This is a genomic window from Rhodococcus sp. H36-A4 (assembly GCF_027158005.1).
In the GTDB taxonomy this organism is placed as follows: domain Bacteria; phylum Actinomycetota; class Actinomycetes; order Mycobacteriales; family Mycobacteriaceae; genus Rhodococcoides.
Genome location: NZ_JAPVLQ010000002.1, coordinates 462,348 through 480,038 on the forward strand (window position 1 = coordinate 462,348; position 17,691 = coordinate 480,038).

The 17,691-nt window shown below is 60.5% G+C and carries 16 protein-coding genes; 6 read left to right on the top strand and 10 right to left on the bottom strand.

The window, feature by feature from the left end; all coding sequences use genetic code 11:
* Positions 1-291: 291 nt before the first annotated feature.
* The 5 genes from O1W68_RS07070 (at position 292) to O1W68_RS07090 (ending at position 6,658) form a co-directional block, all read left to right on the top strand.
* Positions 292-1,575, top strand: coding sequence for a metal-dependent hydrolase family protein (locus O1W68_RS07070; protein WP_269302193.1), 1,284 nt, complete (start codon positions 292-294; stop codon positions 1,573-1,575).
* Positions 1,576-1,700: 125 nt separating this feature from the next.
* On the top strand, positions 1,701-2,519 hold the full coding sequence (locus O1W68_RS07075; protein ID WP_269302195.1) for an ATP-binding cassette domain-containing protein: 819 nt from the start codon (positions 1,701-1,703) through the stop codon (positions 2,517-2,519).
* 3 nt (positions 2,520-2,522) lie between these two features.
* Positions 2,523-4,487, top strand: a complete 1,965-nt coding sequence (locus tag O1W68_RS07080) for a YhgE/Pip domain-containing protein (protein ID WP_269302197.1) — start codon at positions 2,523-2,525, stop codon at positions 4,485-4,487.
* Between the two features lie 70 nt (positions 4,488-4,557).
* A complete protein-coding gene (locus O1W68_RS07085; RefSeq protein ID WP_269302199.1) occupies positions 4,558-5,964 on the top strand; it encodes a glutamate decarboxylase in 1,407 nt (468 codons plus the stop codon).
* Positions 5,965-5,983: 19 nt separating this feature from the next.
* The gene (locus tag O1W68_RS07090; protein ID WP_269302201.1) at positions 5,984-6,658 is read left to right on the top strand and encodes a hypothetical protein; all 675 of its coding nucleotides are present in this window, start codon (positions 5,984-5,986) and stop codon (positions 6,656-6,658) included.
* A gap of 32 nt (positions 6,659-6,690) precedes the next feature.
* On the opposite strand, the gene O1W68_RS07095 is transcribed toward O1W68_RS07090, so the two are convergent.
* The 6 genes from O1W68_RS07095 to O1W68_RS07120 form a co-directional block, all read right to left on the bottom strand.
* Positions 6,691-8,172 carry a flavin-containing monooxygenase gene (locus tag O1W68_RS07095; RefSeq protein WP_269302203.1) on the bottom strand — a complete coding sequence of 494 codons (1,482 nt, stop codon included), beginning with the start codon at positions 8,170-8,172 and terminating at the stop codon, positions 6,691-6,693.
* Positions 8,169-9,089, bottom strand: a complete 921-nt coding sequence (locus O1W68_RS07100) for a ferritin-like domain-containing protein (RefSeq protein ID WP_269302205.1) — start codon at positions 9,087-9,089, stop codon at positions 8,169-8,171. Before O1W68_RS07100 ends, O1W68_RS07095 begins: the two co-directional genes overlap by 4 nt.
* Position 9,090: 1 nt before the next feature.
* Complete coding sequence (locus tag O1W68_RS07105) at positions 9,091-9,912, bottom strand: SDR family NAD(P)-dependent oxidoreductase (protein ID WP_269302207.1); 822 nt, start codon at positions 9,910-9,912, stop codon at positions 9,091-9,093.
* A 127-nt stretch (positions 9,913-10,039) separates the two neighbouring features.
* A complete protein-coding gene (locus O1W68_RS07110; RefSeq protein WP_269302209.1) occupies positions 10,040-10,771 on the bottom strand; it encodes a queuosine precursor transporter in 732 nt (243 codons plus the stop codon).
* Positions 10,772-10,829: 58 nt separating this feature from the next.
* On the bottom strand, positions 10,830-11,717 hold the full coding sequence (gene gluQRS, locus O1W68_RS07115; RefSeq protein WP_269302212.1) for a tRNA glutamyl-Q(34) synthetase GluQRS: 888 nt from the start codon (positions 11,715-11,717) through the stop codon (positions 10,830-10,832).
* Positions 11,718-11,776: 59 nt separating this feature from the next.
* Positions 11,777-12,241, bottom strand: coding sequence for an SRPBCC family protein (locus O1W68_RS07120; RefSeq protein ID WP_269302213.1), 465 nt, complete (start codon positions 12,239-12,241; stop codon positions 11,777-11,779).
* Positions 12,242-12,361: 120 nt separating this feature from the next.
* Between O1W68_RS07120 and O1W68_RS07125 the strand changes: the two genes are divergently transcribed.
* Complete coding sequence (locus tag O1W68_RS07125; RefSeq protein WP_269302214.1) at positions 12,362-13,810, top strand: radical SAM domain-containing protein; 1,449 nt, start codon at positions 12,362-12,364, stop codon at positions 13,808-13,810.
* Positions 13,811-13,813: 3 nt separating this feature from the next.
* On the opposite strand, the gene O1W68_RS07130 is transcribed toward O1W68_RS07125, so the two are convergent.
* Genes O1W68_RS07130 through O1W68_RS07145 form a run of 4 tightly spaced genes read right to left on the bottom strand, consistent with a single transcriptional unit; the run spans position 13,814 to position 17,644 of the window.
* The gene (locus O1W68_RS07130; protein ID WP_269302215.1) at positions 13,814-14,842 is read right to left on the bottom strand and encodes an ABC transporter ATP-binding protein; all 1,029 of its coding nucleotides are present in this window, start codon (positions 14,840-14,842) and stop codon (positions 13,814-13,816) included.
* Positions 14,839-15,609: an ABC transporter permease gene (locus tag O1W68_RS07135; RefSeq protein WP_269302216.1), complete on the bottom strand. Its 771-nt coding sequence runs from the start codon at positions 15,607-15,609 to the stop codon at positions 14,839-14,841. The genes O1W68_RS07130 and O1W68_RS07135 overlap by 4 nt, the downstream gene beginning before the upstream one ends.
* A complete protein-coding gene (locus O1W68_RS07140) occupies positions 15,606-16,439 on the bottom strand; it encodes an ABC transporter permease (protein ID WP_269302217.1) in 834 nt (277 codons plus the stop codon). Before O1W68_RS07140 ends, O1W68_RS07135 begins: the two co-directional genes overlap by 4 nt.
* On the bottom strand, positions 16,436-17,644 hold the full coding sequence (locus O1W68_RS07145; RefSeq protein ID WP_269302218.1) for an ABC transporter substrate-binding protein: 1,209 nt from the start codon (positions 17,642-17,644) through the stop codon (positions 16,436-16,438). Before O1W68_RS07145 ends, O1W68_RS07140 begins: the two co-directional genes overlap by 4 nt.
* Positions 17,645-17,691: the final 47 nt, after the last annotated feature.

Genomic DNA, 17,691 nt, shown 5'->3' on the forward strand with positions numbered 1-17,691 from the left:
TCGCCAGTCGGCCTTCGCTTTATGTCGGAATTGACGGCTGTCCTTTGTCGTTCCGAAGTCGGTCGAATTGTTGCAAAGTAAAGAATATTGGTTGCGGCGACCACGATAGTCGAGGATCTGGTGGTGATTCGAACGTCGCGAAAAGATCATGAATTGTGACAATCAATTACTGCAGCTCGTATGGGGGGGCTGTGACCAGCGCTCGGTACGTATGGAATGCATAATCTAGCTTATCGGTTTGTTTAACCGATAAGCCCGGATATGACTGTTATCTGAGTTATATTCCTCGACATGCCGACCTCCAGTGCCGCAGAGAAGCGGACCATCATCAGAAATGTTCGCGTCTTCGACGGCATTGCCGACAAGCTGACGGAAAATGCGGACGTCCTTATCGAAGGGGCACATATTACGGCCGTTTCGACATCACCCATTGGGGATGAAACCGGCCGGGAGACCACCGTCATCGACGGAGGGGGCCGCTTTCTGATGCCGGGAATGAGCGATGCCCACGTGCACTTGATGGGCAACGCAAACGGCTACCTCGATTTCGTGACTGGACCGACGGGGCTGTTGTTTGCAAATACCATTTCCGAGGCCAAACGAATGTTGTTGCGTGGGTTCACCACTGTGCGAGATATGGGCGGTGATACAGCTCCCGTGAAAACAGTGATCGACCGCGGTGATTTTGTCGGGCCACGCATCTTCCCAAGTCAAGCGATGATTTCGCAAACTTCGGGGCACGCTGACTTTGCCTTCGTCTACGAGACTCCACTTCCATTCGGCGGCAGTGAAAGCCGGACGGATTCAATCGGTTTCACGCGAGTGGCCGACGGCGTCGACCGGGTGCTTGCGGCAGTACGCGAGCAGCTCCGAAAGGGGGCGTCGCAAATCAAGCTCACCGTCGGTGGAGGTGCGGCGTCGATGTACGACCCTCTTTATACTCTCCAGTTCACGCCCGAGGAGATTCGTGCGGCCGTCCAGGCCGCTGAAGACTATGGCACCTACGTCGCCACGCACGTCTACACAGTGCCCGGCATTCGACGCGCCATCGACGCGGGCGTGAGATCGATCGAGCACGGTCACCTCGCGGACGAGGACACGATTGCGTTGATCGGGGAAAAGGAACTGTGGTTGTCGATGCAGCCGTTCGCCGAGGCCGATCACCACTACCCCGATCCTGACCGTTCGGAGAAGAATCGCCAGATCTGCCGAGGCACTGACGATGTTTACGGGTGGGCCAAGAAGTATGGAGTCAAGGTGGCATTCGGTACGGACTTGCTGCTGGAGCCCCAATCGGCACCACTGCAGAGCACGATGGCCGCCAGGCTCGGTGACCATTACAGCAACGTCGAAGCCCTCAAAATGTTGACCTCCGGCAACGCGGGATTGTTCGAGATGGCGGGCGCGCGCAACTCTTACAGTGCAGCAAAGCTGGGCGTCATCGCCGAAGGAGCTTGGGCTGATGTGCTGTTGATCGACGGCAACCCGGTCGATGATCTCTCCGTCATTGCCGATCCTGAGAAGAACGTGAAAATGATCATCAAGAATGGCGAGATCTGCAAAAACACGTTGTAGTTTTCGAAATCGCCTGTTACGCAGCATGTGCGCTACTCCGTCCTCGGACGTGGACGGTGCGAGGAAACATCAGCTCGAACGAAGGGCAAAGAAATGCCTGCTCTGTCCGCACCGGGTGACCCGAGATGACCACAATCGACCCGTGGCAACAGCCGCAAGGGGCTGCCGACTACGAAACCGGCATTTATGACACCGCCGATACCAACACCGCCGATGCCAACGGAGTCGACTCCGACACCGGCTTGTACGACAGTGCGGTCATCGAAGCCGAAGAGATCGGTGTCGACGCCTCCTGGGGGCATATCTACGGTCCGGTCAGTCTTCGCGTGTTCGAGGGAGGAGTAACCGTCCTGTCAGGACCAGGCGGTCGTGGCCGAACGGCGCTGTTGCTCACCCTCGCCGGTCGAATGAAGCCGACAACCGGAAAATTGACTTCGTTCGGCCGGGCCGATGCCGTCACATTCTTGTTCGATCAGGCCGCTATCGGTTTCATCGACGAGATCGACGAGATAGAGCAGACGATCAGTGTGCGCGACGTCGTCACCGAGCAGATCCGCTGGCGGGCACCGTGGTACAAGTGGGTCCGCCAATCCAACGAGGGTGATCTGGAACAGATCTGCCGGCCACTGTTCGGTGAACTTCCGTTGCCCTCGATGGACGCGTACGTCGAGGAGTTGCCGGAACTGACTGCCGCGCTGTTTCGAATAGCGGTGGCAAACCTCCATCAGCCTCCGTTGCTTGTGATCGGTGGAGTCGACAGGCTGGCGCGGATAGACAACAGTCGAATTCTGCTCGACAGATTGGTGTCTCTGGGGCGGACTCAGACTGTGATTACCGCCGACATCAACCCAGTGAGCCCGGAACACGGGGTTCGCGACGTAGTCGCCGTGGACAACCTCACCGACGTGCAGTCGGGTGGCTTCGACCAGGAAGATCGGACCTGAGACATGTTTGCCGCCATTTCGCCTGGGAGCGACTTCAAACGGTACTACCGAGGGCGCATGCCACGCCTCGCGCTGGTCGTCATCATGCTGATGCCACTGCTCTACGGGGCGATGTATCTGTGGGCATTCTGGAACCCGTTCGGTGCAGCCGACAAGATGCCGGTGGCTTTGGTCAACGATGATCGAGGTGCCGTTGTCGAAGGCCAACCTCTCAAAGCCGGCGATCAGGTAGTGCAAGGGCTGATCGAGTCCAAACAGCTCGACCTGAACGAAGTCTCGGCCGAGGAGGCCAAAGAGGGGGTTGCGTCAGGAAAGTACTACTTCTCCATCACCTTGCCCGAGAATTTCAGTGAGGCCATCGCCTCCCCCACCAGTAGTGCTCCATCGTCCGCCGACTTGGTCTTTACTTACAACGACGCGAACAACTATCTGGCGACAGTGATCGGTCAAGACGCGGCACAGCAGGTCGTCAATCAGGTCGGCGCTCAGGTCGGTGCGCAGACGTTCGGCATCGTCCTCAAAGATGCGGGCTCGTTGGGTGGGAAGGTCAAGCAGGCCGCGGATGGTGCCAATGAACTCAGTGGTGGATTGAAGACTGCCAATACCGGTGCAACCGAACTTTCGACCAATTTGGTGACTGCCAAAGATGGATCGGCTCAGCTGGCCGGGGGGCTCGACGAATTGGACAGCGCGCTTATCAGCGCCACCGATCCAATATTGACGGCACTCAACAGCTCTGGGAACGCTGGCTTGAGCGCGGCGGAAATAACAAGCACTGCCGACCGGCTCGGTTCGACCTCGGGTGCCGTTGCAGATCAGCTGGTTGCAGCGGCCAACAGTCAGTCTCAGGCCAGCTCTGCGGTCAGTTCCGTGGTGGCTCAGTTACAGGCCAGCGCCGATCCGCTCATGCAGTCTCTCGGCGCTGCACTCGTGCCGGCGCAGCAGTACCTGTCCACCGAAGGGCTGGGGCCGGATGCGAACAATCAGCTGACGCAGGTCCGTGCAGATACGCAGATCCTCGCCGAGCAACTCGGGAATCCACAGAGCCCAGTGCGGATTGCCATGAATCTGTTCGAGACCGGCGGTCTGCAAAACGATATCCAGGCAGCACGTTCGGCAGCAAATGAGTTGAGTACGGGTGCAGACACATTGAGTAGTGGGCTGGTGCAGCTCAGTGATGGTGCCAACGAGCTGACAAGTGGCACGGTAAAGTTATCTGCCGGCGCCGACGAATTGGCCGCCGGGCTCAACGAAGGTGTCAGCGCGCTGCCGTCATGGAGCGACCAAGAGAAGCAGCAGCTCGCCGGAACGCTCGCCCAACCGGTGCAGTTGAAAGAGCAGTACACAAATGAGGCCCCGACTTTCGGAACTGGGTTCTCGCCGTTCTTCATGTCTCTCGCGCTGTTCGTCGGCGGCATCATTACTTGGATGTTGTTGACGCCCTTGCAATCGCGACCGATCATTCAAGGGTTGTCACCGCTCCGAGTTGTACTGGCCTCATACGCTCCTGCGTTCGTGATCGGCTTTGTACAGGCAGCTATTCTCTATGGAGTGGTGACGTTCGGGGTCGGACTCAGGGCCGTCCATCCGATCGCGACATTCTTCTTCCTGCTACTGGTAGTCGCAACATTCATGGCACTCATTCAGATGTTCAACGCAGCCTTCGGTACCGCGGTTGGTCGCGTAGTGACCCTGGCATTTTTGATGCTGCAACTGGTGTCTTCCGGTGGCATCTACCCAGTGCAGACCACCGCACTGCCGTTTCAATACATCCACTATGCGGACCCGATGACGTACACCGTCAATGGTTTACGGGAGCTCACCGTCGGTGGAATCGACTCCAGACTCTGGGTAGCCACTGCGGTGCTGACGGGGATTACCTTCGCGAGCCTGGCCATCTCATCGTGGTCGGCGAAACGTAACCGGCAATACACCATGGATCGCCTGTACCCGCCGATCGAGGTCTAACGACTCATCCGGCTGTCTGAACACACGAAGTAACCCCCGAACCTGGCCAACACGAGCGAAAGTAGAAGTCATGACCAAACATCACACCAATGCTCGACAGACCACCAACCTCGGTGACGTGCTCTCTATGAACACGGTGTTCGTCAGGCCGGGTGAAGCCACCGAGCTACCAAAATTCAGGATCCCAGACGACATGAGTCTGCCGGAGACCGCTTATCAGATCGTGCACGACGAGGCGATGCTCGACGGTAACGCGCGGCTCAACCTTGCGACCTTCGTCAGCACGTGGATGGACGACGAGGCCAAGAAGCTCTACAGCGAAACCGTCGACAAGAACATGATCGACAAGGACGAGTACCCACAAACAGCCGCAATCGAGGAGCGCTGCTGGAAGATATTGGGCAACCTGTGGCACAGTCCCGACATCGACAACGCTATCGGTACCTCGACCATCGGTTCTTCGGAGGCGTGCATGCTCGGTGGACTCGCACTCAAGCGGCGCTGGCAAGGTCGTCGCAAAGCGGAGGGGAAGTCGACCGAGACGCCGAACATCGTATTGTCCACCGCAGTTCAGGTGTGCTGGGAGAAGTTCTGCAACTATTTCGAGGTCGAGCCGCGGTGGGTTCCGATCAGTAAGGACCACATGGTTCTCGACGGGTACGAGCTGGAGAAGTATGTGGACGAGAACACGATCGGCGTGGTCGCGATCATGGGACAGACCTACACCGGCATGTACGAGCCGGTTGCCGCGATCGCGGAGAAGCTCGACGCGATCCAGGCCGATACCGGGCTCGATGTTCGGATCCACGTAGACGGCGCATCGGGAGCCATGATTGCCCCGTTCTGCCAACCCGATCTGGAATGGGACTTCCGTGTCGCACGGGTGGCGTCGATCAACACCTCGGGACACAAGTTCGGTCTGGTGTACCCCGGCGTCGGCTGGATCGTCTGGCGAGACGAAGAAGCACTGCCTGCGAGTATGGTCTTCCACTGCAGCTACCTAGGGGGAGATATGCCGACCCTGGCACTCAACTTCTCACGGCCGGGAGCACAGGTACTGCTGCAGTACTACATGTTCCTGCGTTTGGGCTTCGAGGGGTTCCGTCAAGTGCAGCAAAGTTCACTCGATGTAGCGCAACATCTTTCGTCGAAGATTGCTGAGATCGGACCCTTCGAACTGGTCAGTAAGGGTGACACGATTCCGGTTTTCGCATGGCGTCTTAAAGAGGGGTACACCGACACCTGGAACCTGTACGACCTATCCGATCGGCTTCGGATGAAAGGCTGGCTCGTGCCGGCCTATCCGATGGCCGATGATCTGGAAGATATGACCGTTCAGCGCATTGTCGTTCGTACCGGATTGAGCTTCGACCTCGCAGAGGCCCTGCTGAGGGATCTCGAGGGCGAAGTCACCTTCCTCGACAGCCTCACTGCGCCGATGCCTCGGGTGGGCGAAGGATCCCACTTCCATCACTGAATAGACCGGAGGTGGTTGCATGAGTATTGCTGCGGAAACACCGCGTTGGCACGCTGCGCTCCTGACGCCCACTTTGTACAAGCAGTGTGTGAGCTTCATGATCGGCTCTTCACTGTTCGCCTTGGGTTCTGCCCCAGGATTCGGTACCTGGGCCGGTGCTTCGGCGGCCAATATCTGTTACTTCGTCGGCGCATGGTTCTTCACGGCGGCTGCATTCATTCAGCTGGTCAGAAGCGGCGCGGTCAAGACAACGGTCTCTTACGGGTCCGGTGTCATGGTCCGCGCCGAGTGGTTGGCCGCCGCAACGCAATTCGTCGGTACTTTGTTGTTCAACGTCAGCACCACCGCTGCGCTGCAGTCACGATCGGTCACCCAAGAGAAACGCCTCGTCTGGAGTCCGGATGCGGGAGGCTCGGTCGCTTTCCTCATCAGCGGGGTACTGGTGATCATCGCGTATACCCACGCCCGAAAGTTCTGGGACCCGAGGGCGGCCGACTGGTGGTCCGGGCAGATCAACTTGATCGGGTGTCTCGCATTCGGCGTCTCCGCGGTGGCTGCCTTCGTCACCCCGGACGGTGCCACGGTCGACTCGACCCTCGCCAACACCGGCACCTTCGTCGGCGCGTTGTGCTTCTTCTTCGCATCGTTCCTCGTATTGCCCATGTGGAGTCGAGGCAATAATTCGACTACGTGATGCTGTGTTCACTTAGAAGTTCACTTAGAAGTTCACCTAGATGACCGCGAGAGAGGCCGGTACTCGCTCACGGCGTAATCGTCGTAGTCGACTGCCCTCAATTGTCCGACGTACTGCGTCGCGAACCCGGGGAACATCGTTGCGTTGAAGCCGTCCTCGGTGAGATACCAACTGGAGCAACCGGAATTCCATGTCGTGTGCTGCAACCGCTTCTGCAGATCGTCGTTGTAGTCGCGTTGACGGTCCTCTCGGACATCGAGGACGAGATCACGGGCTAACGCGTGCGAAATCGCGTCGACGAGGTAGTCGATCTGGGCTTCCATGTAGACCAACGCCGAGCTGTGCCCAGGGCCGGAGTTGGGGCCGAACGTGAAGTACATGTTCGGGTATCCAGCTACCGAAACGGACTTGTATGCCTTTGCCCCACCGCTCCACTCGTCGGACAACACTCGCCCGCCCCTGCCTCGGATCGGAACGGGGGTGCCCGTCTTGCACACGTCGAAACCCGTCGCGAACACGATGACGTCGGCTTGGTGCTCGATACCTTCTACCGTCCTGATGCCGTCAGGCGCCAGTGTGGCGATCGGCCAGGTGACGAGCGTGCAATTGTCCTTCTGCAAAGCTGGGTAGAACTCACTCGTCATCAGCAACCGCTTACAACCCGCTCTGAAATCCGGGGTGAGTTGACGACGTAGCCAAGGGTCTGCGACCTGGCGTCGCAAGTGCACTTTCCCGACGGCTTCCACGACGCGAGTCAGGGGAGAATTCCACACCACACCCAGAGCGACGGACTCGCGGCCCCAGAACCAGGCCTTCCGTGCTGCTGTCTGCGCTGTGGGAAAACGTCGGTAGAGGTCCTTGGTGGTCTGCCTCGTCTCGAAGTTGACTCGGGGCAATGCCCACCCTGGCGTGCGCTGAAAGACTTTGACCGACTTGGCAACTTTGACCAACTCGGGGACGATCTGAACACCGGACGCGCCGGTGCCGATGACGGCGACCTTTTTGTCGGTGAAGTCGTAATCGTGGTCCCAGCGGGCACTGTGGATCTTGTGGCCGGTGAAGGTGTCGAGACCTCTGATTGCCGGAAAGCTCACATTGGCCAAAGGTCCCGACGCCATGACGACGGTGCGAGCATGCATTGGCGGTTGGGCGTCGAAGGTGATGTCCCACAGCGACGTTGCGTCATTCCAGCGCACGTCGTTGACGTTGTGGCCGAATCGAAAGTGTGGCCGCAGGTCGAACTCTTCGACCATGTGCTCGATGTACCCGAGGATCTCCGCGCTTCCCGAGTATGTGTGCGACCAGTCGGGATTGGGAGCGAAACTGTACGAGTACAGCCGCGACGGGATATCGCACGCGGCACCCGGGTAGGTGTTGTCGCGCCATGTGCCGCCGGCCGAAGCGCCTCGCTCGAGAAGTGCGAAGTCTTCGACACCCTTCTGCTTCAACCGGATTGCAGTGCCGATCCCTGCGAAGCCACCGCCGATGATGGCAACATTCAACGTCTCGTTCACGCGACAGGCTCGTAGGTGAGTTCTTTGGACCAGGTTGGCTGGGGGCGTAGCAACCGCTTGGGGTATTTCGAAGTGAGGCGGACAAGGCCGTCGGCGAGCTTGTGGTACGGGTGGGCTCGGTCGATTACCACCCCAGAATGCCAGCTGATGAACCGGTACATCGGTAGCCGCCTGGGGAATTCGCTTCTTTCCCCGACTTTTTTGAATCGGCCCATAGCGGTGTACAGCCGTTGCTCGTCGACACCCATGTCCACGATGTTGTCTCGCATCTTGTTGAGCAGCGGGATATACCGGAGGGTGCCGATGATCAGTGACGGTTTCATCCACGCCCCGACAGTCTCGACGAGGATTTTGCGCATCTTGGCATGGCCGAGAAGTTCGATCACCTGGAAATCGACTGCGAGGTGCCGTGATTCGTCGGAGTTGATGCGTTTGAACACCTCCTGGCAGACCGGGTCGTCGATCTCGTCGACGATGAATTTCACCAGTGCACCGTCGAGAGCAACTTCGAGCATCGGGATCACCGTACCCAGAACGGCGAGCGAGGTCTGGTCCGAATACTTGTCGAGCCAGTCGATGACAAGCTTGACGTTGATGTTGGGCTGGGGAATCTCGTCACCGTCGAGCATCCCCCAGCGCCTCATCAGCGCGAGTTCGGCATTCGCGTGCTTCTGTTCCTCCGCGTGGAAGTAGGTGTAGATCTCTTTCAGGGTCTCGGTGGGGGCTTTCGTCGCCATCGCGGCGAACCCGCGGGCTCCGACATTTTCGATCCACATCAGATCGGACATGAAAGGCTTGAGCTTGGTCCAGAGTTCGGGACCGATCGTCTCCGCTCCCGGCGCATCCCAGTCGATGTCGGCCAAGGCCCACTGCTTGTCCTTGATCTTGACGAGCATGTCCTCGAAATCGAATGCCATGTCAAACTCCTGCCTTCTCGGTGGTTTCCTGTGGTGCCAGCCGTCCGAGCAACCCGAGGGCGCGGGTATAGAGAGCTGGAGCGATTCGTTTGAGGCGCCAGATGATCTTGGCGTCGAGTTGGGGAACGACGTACAGGCGTCCGCGGTCGTATTTGTTCAGGGTGTCGACGGCGATCTTTCGGGGCGTGAAACCGGTAGAGCGCATGAGGTTCTCGGCCAATGTCGATGCCGCGCCGGTGATCCGGCCGTCGAGGGCGACATTGGTCTTGACGAACGTCGGGCACAGAACGGTGACCTTCACGCCGGTGCCGGATAGTTCGGCGGCCATCGTTTCCGACAGTGAAATGACCGCGGCCTTGCCGACGTTGTAGGGCGCCATGAACGGGGCAGCGGCAAATCCGGCGGCCGAGGCGACGTTGATGAAACCGCCTTCGCCCGCGGCTTCGATTGCGGGCAGGAAAACTTCGCAGCCGTGGACGACACCCCACAGGTTGATTCCGAGGGCCCAGTTCCAGTCCTCGAAACCGATGTCGCCGACGGGCTTTCCGCCGATTCCGACGCCGGCGTTGTTGACGACCAGGGTGGGTGCGCTTCCGAAGGTCAGCTCGGCGAAGAGTGCTAATTCTTCGACTTGTTCGCGGATGGCGACGTCGCAGGCCACGGCGTAACCGTCGATCATCGCGGCAGTTTCTTGTGCCCGAGTGAGCGAGATGTCGGCGCAGATCACTTCTCCGCCGCGGGCAGCCAGTTCGATGGCGAAGGCGCGGCCGATGCCGCTCCCCGCGCCGGTTACGACGGCACGAGCGTTGTAGGACGAGGTCATACGAAAAGAATCGTATGGACCGCGCCATTTGTCAATGGCTCAGTGGTTAACGGCTTGGTTGTGGGTGAAAGAAGGGCCCGACCAAGCAATGGTCGGGCCCCTTTTCGTGGGCAGATCTGCGGGCCGCTTACACGACCTGGTAGCTGGGCTCGCGCTTCTTGATGTACCCGATCACCCGGTAGGTGACAGGTAGAAGCAAGACCTCCATGAGCGTCTTCCACAGGAATCCGACTATGACGTAGTTGATGAAATCCGCCCACGTGCTGATTCCGATGACTCCGGCCGCGATGGAGCAGAAGATGAGGGTGTCGAAGAATTCACCGACAACGGTCGAACCGATGAGCCGCGCCCACAGATGCTTCTCCTTGGTGCATTCCTTGATGGCCACCAGCACCAATGAATTGAGCATCTGGCCAACGAAGTAGCCGGCCAGACCAGCAATGACCAGTCGAGGAACGACCCCGACGACGGTTTCCAGTGACTGCTGATTCTCGTAGAAGCTCGCGGCCGGCAGTTCGATGGTGACCCAGAAGCAGAGGGCGGCCAAAGTAATCGACCCGAAGCCGAGATAGATTGCGCGCCTCGTCGCCTTGAACCCGTACACCTCGCTGAGCACGTCGCCGAGGATGTACGCCAATGGGAAGAGGAAGAACGCCCCGTCCGTATTGATCGGGAGGATCTGGAGCGGGCCGAGGAAGACTTCGCTGTCACCGAAGAATGCGACGCCCTTGCTGGCCGACACATTCGAGATGATCAGTGTCGCCACGAACAGGGCCACGATTGTCGGATAGTAACCACGGCTCACGTGCGCGAACTGCGCTACGGTATCGGGTTCGTCTGGGGTCTGCGGAACTGTCACGTGCCCTATCCAAACACGCTCAATCCCCGGGTCCGAATCACTGCCGAGTCGATATCCCTTATGTCTCGAATATCCAGGGCGTGCGCGGCAGCGAGTTCGGATTCCAACGAGCCAGCAGTTCTGTCGTCGTGACAGGTTCGTTCGGGCCCGCCAACTCCAGTGACTGCGCCAGAACTGCCAGCACATCGTGTGGGCCGAGGCCGAGCGCAGCTTGATCCTCCAGGGTGACCGCACCATCGCGTTTGGCGAGCCTGCGCCCCTGAGCATTGAGTGCGAGCGGCACATGCACATAAGTGAGAGTGGGTAATTGGAGCAGAGAAGCAAGGTAGGCCTGGCGCGGCGAGGACGCCAACAAGTCGTCACCACGAACAACCTGGTCGATGCCTTGCTCGCCATCGTCGACGACGACAGCAAGGTTGTATGCCGCAACACCGTCCGCTCGGCGGAGCACAAAATCATCGACGAGCCCGTGAAATCGGCCTAGTAACGCGTCGTCGACAGAGAAGTCGGTCACCTCGGACCGCAATCTCAGCGCAGGAGAGCGCGACATCGACGCTTTCTCGGTCGAGGTGAGGTTTCGGCACGTCCCCGGGTACGCCCCGTCCGGCGCGTGCGGCGCCGATGCCGCCTCGAGAATCTCCTTACGGGTGCAGAAGCACTCGTAGGTCCGCCCCGACTCCTGCAGCGACGTGATCGCACCCTCGTACAACGCGGTGCGTTGAGACTGGCGGAAGATCGCGCCGTCCCAGTCGAGGCCTATCGCGTGCAGATCGGCGAGTTGGCGCTCCTCGGCGCCGGGGCGGACGCGATCGAGATCTTCCATTCGCATCAGAAACTTCCGACCGGTCGATCGGGCGAACAACCAGGCCAGAAGTGCAGTGCGCAGATTTCCCAGGTGCAGATCTCCCGACGGACTGGGAGCGAAACGTCCTGCACCCGTGCTCATGAGACCACTCTAGTTTCGGTGCATCGATCGACGAAGCCCGGTAAGAGTGAAGGGGTCGGTCAGGAAGTAGCCTCGGCTGCCAGTCGACCCAGGGTGTCCGCGAGCTGCTCCTTGGTGACGAGCGGGAACTTGACCTGCTCGAGCAGCTTCTTGTCGGTCACTTTCGACCAGTCGTAGGTGTGGCGCACCAAAGTCTCGTTCGGCCCCTGCGACTCCAGTTCCCACAACCACTCCCATCCGGGAGGCTCCGTGCCTGCCGGCGCGGTCTTCCAGGCCAGCAACTTGTCTTTCGCGTATCCCGAAACATGATTGTCGGTTTGGTAGTCGCCGCCCATGTGATCGCCCGCCATGTTCATCGTGAACACCTCGCCGACCTTCTGGATCCGATCGGCATGGTCCACGCCGCGGATGAAACCGGAGCCGTCGAGCGATTGGTGTCGCTCGGGATTGGACAGGACATCGAAGACTGCGTCGACGGGAGCCTCGATGGTGCGTTCGACAGTGATCTTTGCGTTGTCGGTCATACCTCCACCATGCCGAAGGTTCATTGACTCGGCAACCTAGGTCGCCTCGGGATGTCGCCGTGACCGTCTCATGTTCGCGCACACTGGAAGGATGAACAGTCCACATCGGGTTACCTGACTGTGAAGACAACGAGCCCGACAGTGTGGAAGAAGGCCCGGGCTTACGCGCGTCGGATCGAGCTTCGCTACAGGCCGGTCGATCCGAGAACCCGATCTGCGTTGGACGCGAGGTGGGCGGCTCTACCCTCGGCGGCACGAACACCGGCACAGACGCTCGGTCGGCATGCCGTCGGATGTGAGGGCACTCACGGAGTGTTTCCGAAGTGCAATCTCACCTGTAGCCCGTGCTATCACAGCGCCGATGCGAACAAAGTCCGTGTCGACGGCGAGCACACCCTCCGTGAGATAAGAGCGCAACTGAAATTCCTGGCATCGCGCCGAGGCCCGCGGGCACACGCACAGTTGATCGGCGGGGAGGTCAGCTTGCTGGCTCCCGACGACCATGCTGCAGCGCTGCAGATCATGCGAGACTACGGACGCGAGCCGATGTCGTTCACACATGGGGACTTCGACTACGAGTATCTGCAGGCCGTCGTCCTGGATGCCGACGGCAACGCCAGATTCGGCCGAGTCTCCTTTGCGGCGCACTTCGACAAGTTGATGCGTGGACGAAGCGGAATCCCGTGCCCGCGAACGGAAGCCGAGCTCACACCCTATCGTCATCGGTTCGCGGAGATGTTCACCCGCTTGAAACGCGAACACGGCATTGCGTCGTACCTCGCACACAACATGACCGTCACCCCCGACAACATCGACGAGGTCGCGGATGTCGTCGGCGACGTGGTGGACATGGGCGGTTACTCGATGGTTTCTTTCCAGCCCGCGGCATTCGTCGGCGACGAGCGACGATGGCACGGCGACTACCGCGAGATCGACATCGATACGGTCTGGGAGCAGATCGAACTCGGCATGGGACAACCGATTTCGTTCTCGGCGATCCAGTTCGGTGATCCGCGTTGTAACCGAACAGCTTTGGGATTCATGGTCGGTCGTCGGTGGTATCCGTTTCTCGAGGTGACGTCGAAGGTCGAGGAGCGTGCCCGCGAAGAATTCTTCACCCATCTGGGCGGTGTGAACTTCGGCGGCTCCGGTCCGCTTACCTTGGTTCTGAAATTGCTACGGGTGCTGGTGGGTTATCCGTATGGTGTTGTCGTGGCGGTGAAGTGGGCTGCGAGCGTACTGCGTCGATGCGGCGGCCCTCGAACGCTTTTTGTGGCATTGCTCCGCAAAGAAGTGCGCCCGATGACGTTCGTCGTGCATCGCTTCATGGATGCCGAGAATGTGGCTCCTGCATGGACGTTGATGCAGTCTGGTGTGGCAGCCACCGATCCCGTGATGCTCGAAACGCAGGAGCGGCTGGCAGCGTGCACCTATTCGATGGCGCATCCCGAGACCGGTGAACTGGTGCCGGCGTGTGTACAACATTCGGTGCTCGATCCGGGGGAGAACCAGGAACTGCGCCGCCTCCTTCCTTTGACGGTGGCACGTCCGCCCGGATGCTGTGGCTGATGATCAGCGGAAGACCACAGCCCTCGCCTCGGGCGGAATCTCCAATGAAATTTCCTCGCCCACCCGCGTCGTCGCTCCCGCGGGTATTTCTACCTTGACGGTGACCCCGCCGATTCTCACATCGGCGATGCTGCGGAATCCGATCGGCCGTAGGGCCGACACCACACCCTGAACCTCGGAAGTGTCGACCACACGGATCATTTCGTGGCGGAGCAACAAAACGGCCCGACCTTCACCGAAGGCGACATCGACCTCGAAATCCCCGATCGCGGAATGGTGAACTCCACTTTCCAGGTGCCCGTCGATCTCGTTGATCCCGCCCATGAGCCGGTTGACTGCCAGCGTGCTGGGTCGGGTGTAGGCGGATGTGACATCGGAATGGTGCTGCAGTTCGCCGTCGATGAGTACGGCTACCGAATCGGCCAGTGCCGCAGCTTCTTGTTGATCGTGAGTGACGAGTACGAGCGTTTGGTCGAGTTCGGTGCGAATCTCCCGAACGAGGTCGTGCATCTCCGTCCGCAGGAGGGGATCGAGCGCGCTGAAAGGCTCGTCGAGAAGCAGCACCCGCGGTGAACCGGCGAGGGATCTGGCCAACGCCACTCGTTGTGCTTGACCGCCAGAGATATCGGATACCGATCGATCACCGATGTCGCCGAGATGAACCAGATCGAGATATCGACGTGCGTGCTCGCGGGCATGGCGTCGGGTCTGGCCTGCGGCACGGTAGGCGAAACCGATGTTGTCGACGACGGACATATGCGGAAAGAGCATCGGGCGTTGAAACACCATCCCGACGCCACGTTCCTCGGCCGGGATCTCGGTGATGTCGGCACCATCGATGCAGACGGTTCCCGCCGATGGCTTATCGAGTCCGGCGATCAACCGCAGTGCGGTGCTCTTCCCAGAGCCGGACGGGCCGAGTATTACTGTGCACGAACCTGGACGAACCGTCAGATTCAATGATGTCAGCGCTGGATTCTTTTGGCCTGGATGAACTTTGGTGAGTCCGTGAACCGATAGCTCGACACTCATCGGGCAGCCCGCCTTCCGAGTCGAGAAAGCAGAATGACGAGCACCAGAGGGGGCAGCACGGCTGCGATCGACAGGGCCGCCACGACGGCGTCGTTTCCGGTGCCCGCAGCGAACGAGGCCACCAATATCGGCACCGTCACCAGCCTGCCGCCGCCGACCAGCAACGTGATCACATAATCGCTCCACCCCACGAGAAAGGCCAGCAGAGCGGCGCCGGACAAGGCTGGTGCCAACAACGGAATCCTTATCTGTCGCAGGACCATCGACTTCGAGGCACCCAACAATCGCGCTTCCTCTTCGTACCCAGGGTCGTAGGCACCGAACGCCACCCGCATCAAGTATGTGGTGTAAGGGATCGCTGCCACGGTGAGCAGCACGACCACTGCCAGGGTGCTCGGAATTCGCGCGCGCAGGATCAACACATTCAATCCCAGCGCCACCGCGAAGGGCGGTAGTGCCAGTGGAGCGAACAGTATTGCCGCGACAATGCCAGGGAAGTGCACATTCCCCCGCACGAGGGCCCGGGCCGCGAATGCTCCCAACGGCGTTGCGACCGCGGCGACAGTCAGGGCGAGACCCGTAGACCTCACGAAGGCTTCTATCCCGCCGGACGCGACGGCGCTGCGCACTCCGTCCACTCCCCATTCCTGCGGCAGCACAGCGGGAAAAGACCACTGATTGCTCACCGCCCACACAGCTACCGGGATGAGGGGTAGTGCGAACCAGACAACCAGAAGTGCCCGTCCCGCAGGCCGCACCGCCGTCATTTCCAGACCGCCGATCTACGGAGATAGTTGAGCGCCACCGTGGCCACGACAATCGCCAGTGCGGCGGCGACCATCGCTGCGGCCGCAGCTTGGGGACGGGCAGCGAGGTCGATGGAGGTGAACAATCGAATTGCCATGACGGACAACGGCTCCGGATAGGGGCGACCGAGGATTCGTGCTACTTCGTAGGATCCGACGATATACGTGAAGGTAATCGCCGCCGACGCCGTCAACGCGGGACGCACCAACGGCAGGGTGACCAGACGAAAACGAGCCCATCTTCCCGCCCCGAGCGTCGCAGCAGTCTCGTCGAATCCTGCCACCCGAGTTGCCAAGGTGCCGGCCACGACGATGGCGACGAATGCCGATTCCTTCCAGGCGTATTCGAGTGCGACGGCAATCCACCAGCGCCCACCCACCAGCTCCGGCCATCCGCCATCGGTGAGCCCGAAGATGCGCGGGAGTAGTCCCGAGTCGGCGAGCAGCAAACCCATGGCGGCCGCACCGATCAGATGGGGTACGGCCAACGTCAGCGCCGCGGCGACCAACGCCGTTCGACGGCCGGACAGCACCGTCAGTGCCGCTGCGAGACCGATGACGACAGCCAGGAGAGTCGAGACCGTCGCCACGGTGAGGGTGAGCACGATGGAACGCCAGAGATCTCCTCCGAGTGCAGAGTAGGCATCGAGTGACAGGACGGGCTGTCCTACCAGCGGCATCAGTCCGAGACTCTGCAGCAGGGCCGCCCCGAGGCCACCGCCGACAACCAGCACAACCAGAATCACCGCGGGAAGCACCCCGAGGGTGCTGCGTACCTTTCGTTCGCTCATCGCCCCGCGAGAACGGATCGCCGCCACCCCTCGTCCAGTGGCGTGACCCACTCCGCGGCCAGTTCGGGATGCGCGTTGGCCGAGAGCTCCTCGTACGGCGGTAGGACCGGGGATGACGGGAGCGCCTCGAACTGCGCCCTGACTTCCGGTGTCAGACGCGAGGCATCGAGCACAGTGAACTGGCCCCATACATCTGGTTCGGACTTGGCGAGCTGCTGCTCCGGCGACAACGCGATGTTCGCCACGACCTGCGCTGCCGCGGACTGCCCCGACGTCGACGGGATCGCCAGGAAGCTCGCATTGCCGACGGTGCCCTCATCGAGGGTCAGGATGCGCGTCTCGGGGGGATAGGTGCCGTCGGCAACAAGTTGTGGCAGCGTCGCGGGCCCATAGGTCATGGTCATGTCCACCTGCCCGCCGGCATACAAGTCGTCGAGTTCGCTGGATGACTGCGGATACGTGGTGCCCTCGCGCCAGAGCGACGGTGCAAGGGTGTTCAGCCGATCGAACACGGCCGGCGCGAGAAAATCGTAGGTGTCTTGATCGAACTGGGTAGGGACCTTCTCGACGCCACCGGACTCGTTCACCAGTGCCTCGCGGACGAATACCGAACCGGTGAAATCCGGCGGCGCAGGATAGGTGAAGCGGCCGGGGTTGGCCTCCGCCCATTCGAATACTTCGTCCAACGTGCGGGGCGGGTCAGCTACTGCCGCCGAGTTGTAGACGAGCGTGAACTGCGCCTTGTGCCAGGGTGCTTCGCAATTGTCCACGGGAGTGCCGAAATCACTGCTCAGCAGCGGATCTTCGGGGTCCGTGTACTCCATGTTCGGCAGATTCTGCGTCCAACCGCAGAGCCACGCGCCTGCCTGCTGCCCGGTCCCGAAATTTGCGCCGTTGACCCACACCAGGTCGACCTCGCCGTCGGTGACACCTGCTTGCCGCTCGGAGAGAATCCGGTTGACGGCGTCGGTGGTGGACTCGACGGGCACACGACGCAGCGTGACACCAGCGGCTGCGGCGGCGGGGGTGAGGACGTTGTCGACGTACGTATTGCCCTGTTCGTCACCGCCGTACATCCACAGTGAGACTGTTTTCCCCTGCGCTTGCTGTTCGATCTCGCTCCACGACAGTTCCTCGGCGATCGGAGCGTCGGATGACGGGGCTGCGCACGAGGACAGGATCAACCCCGCGCTCGCGGCAACCATCAGGGCCTCGAACGCGTACTTTCTCGGTCGACGGGTATGAGATCGAG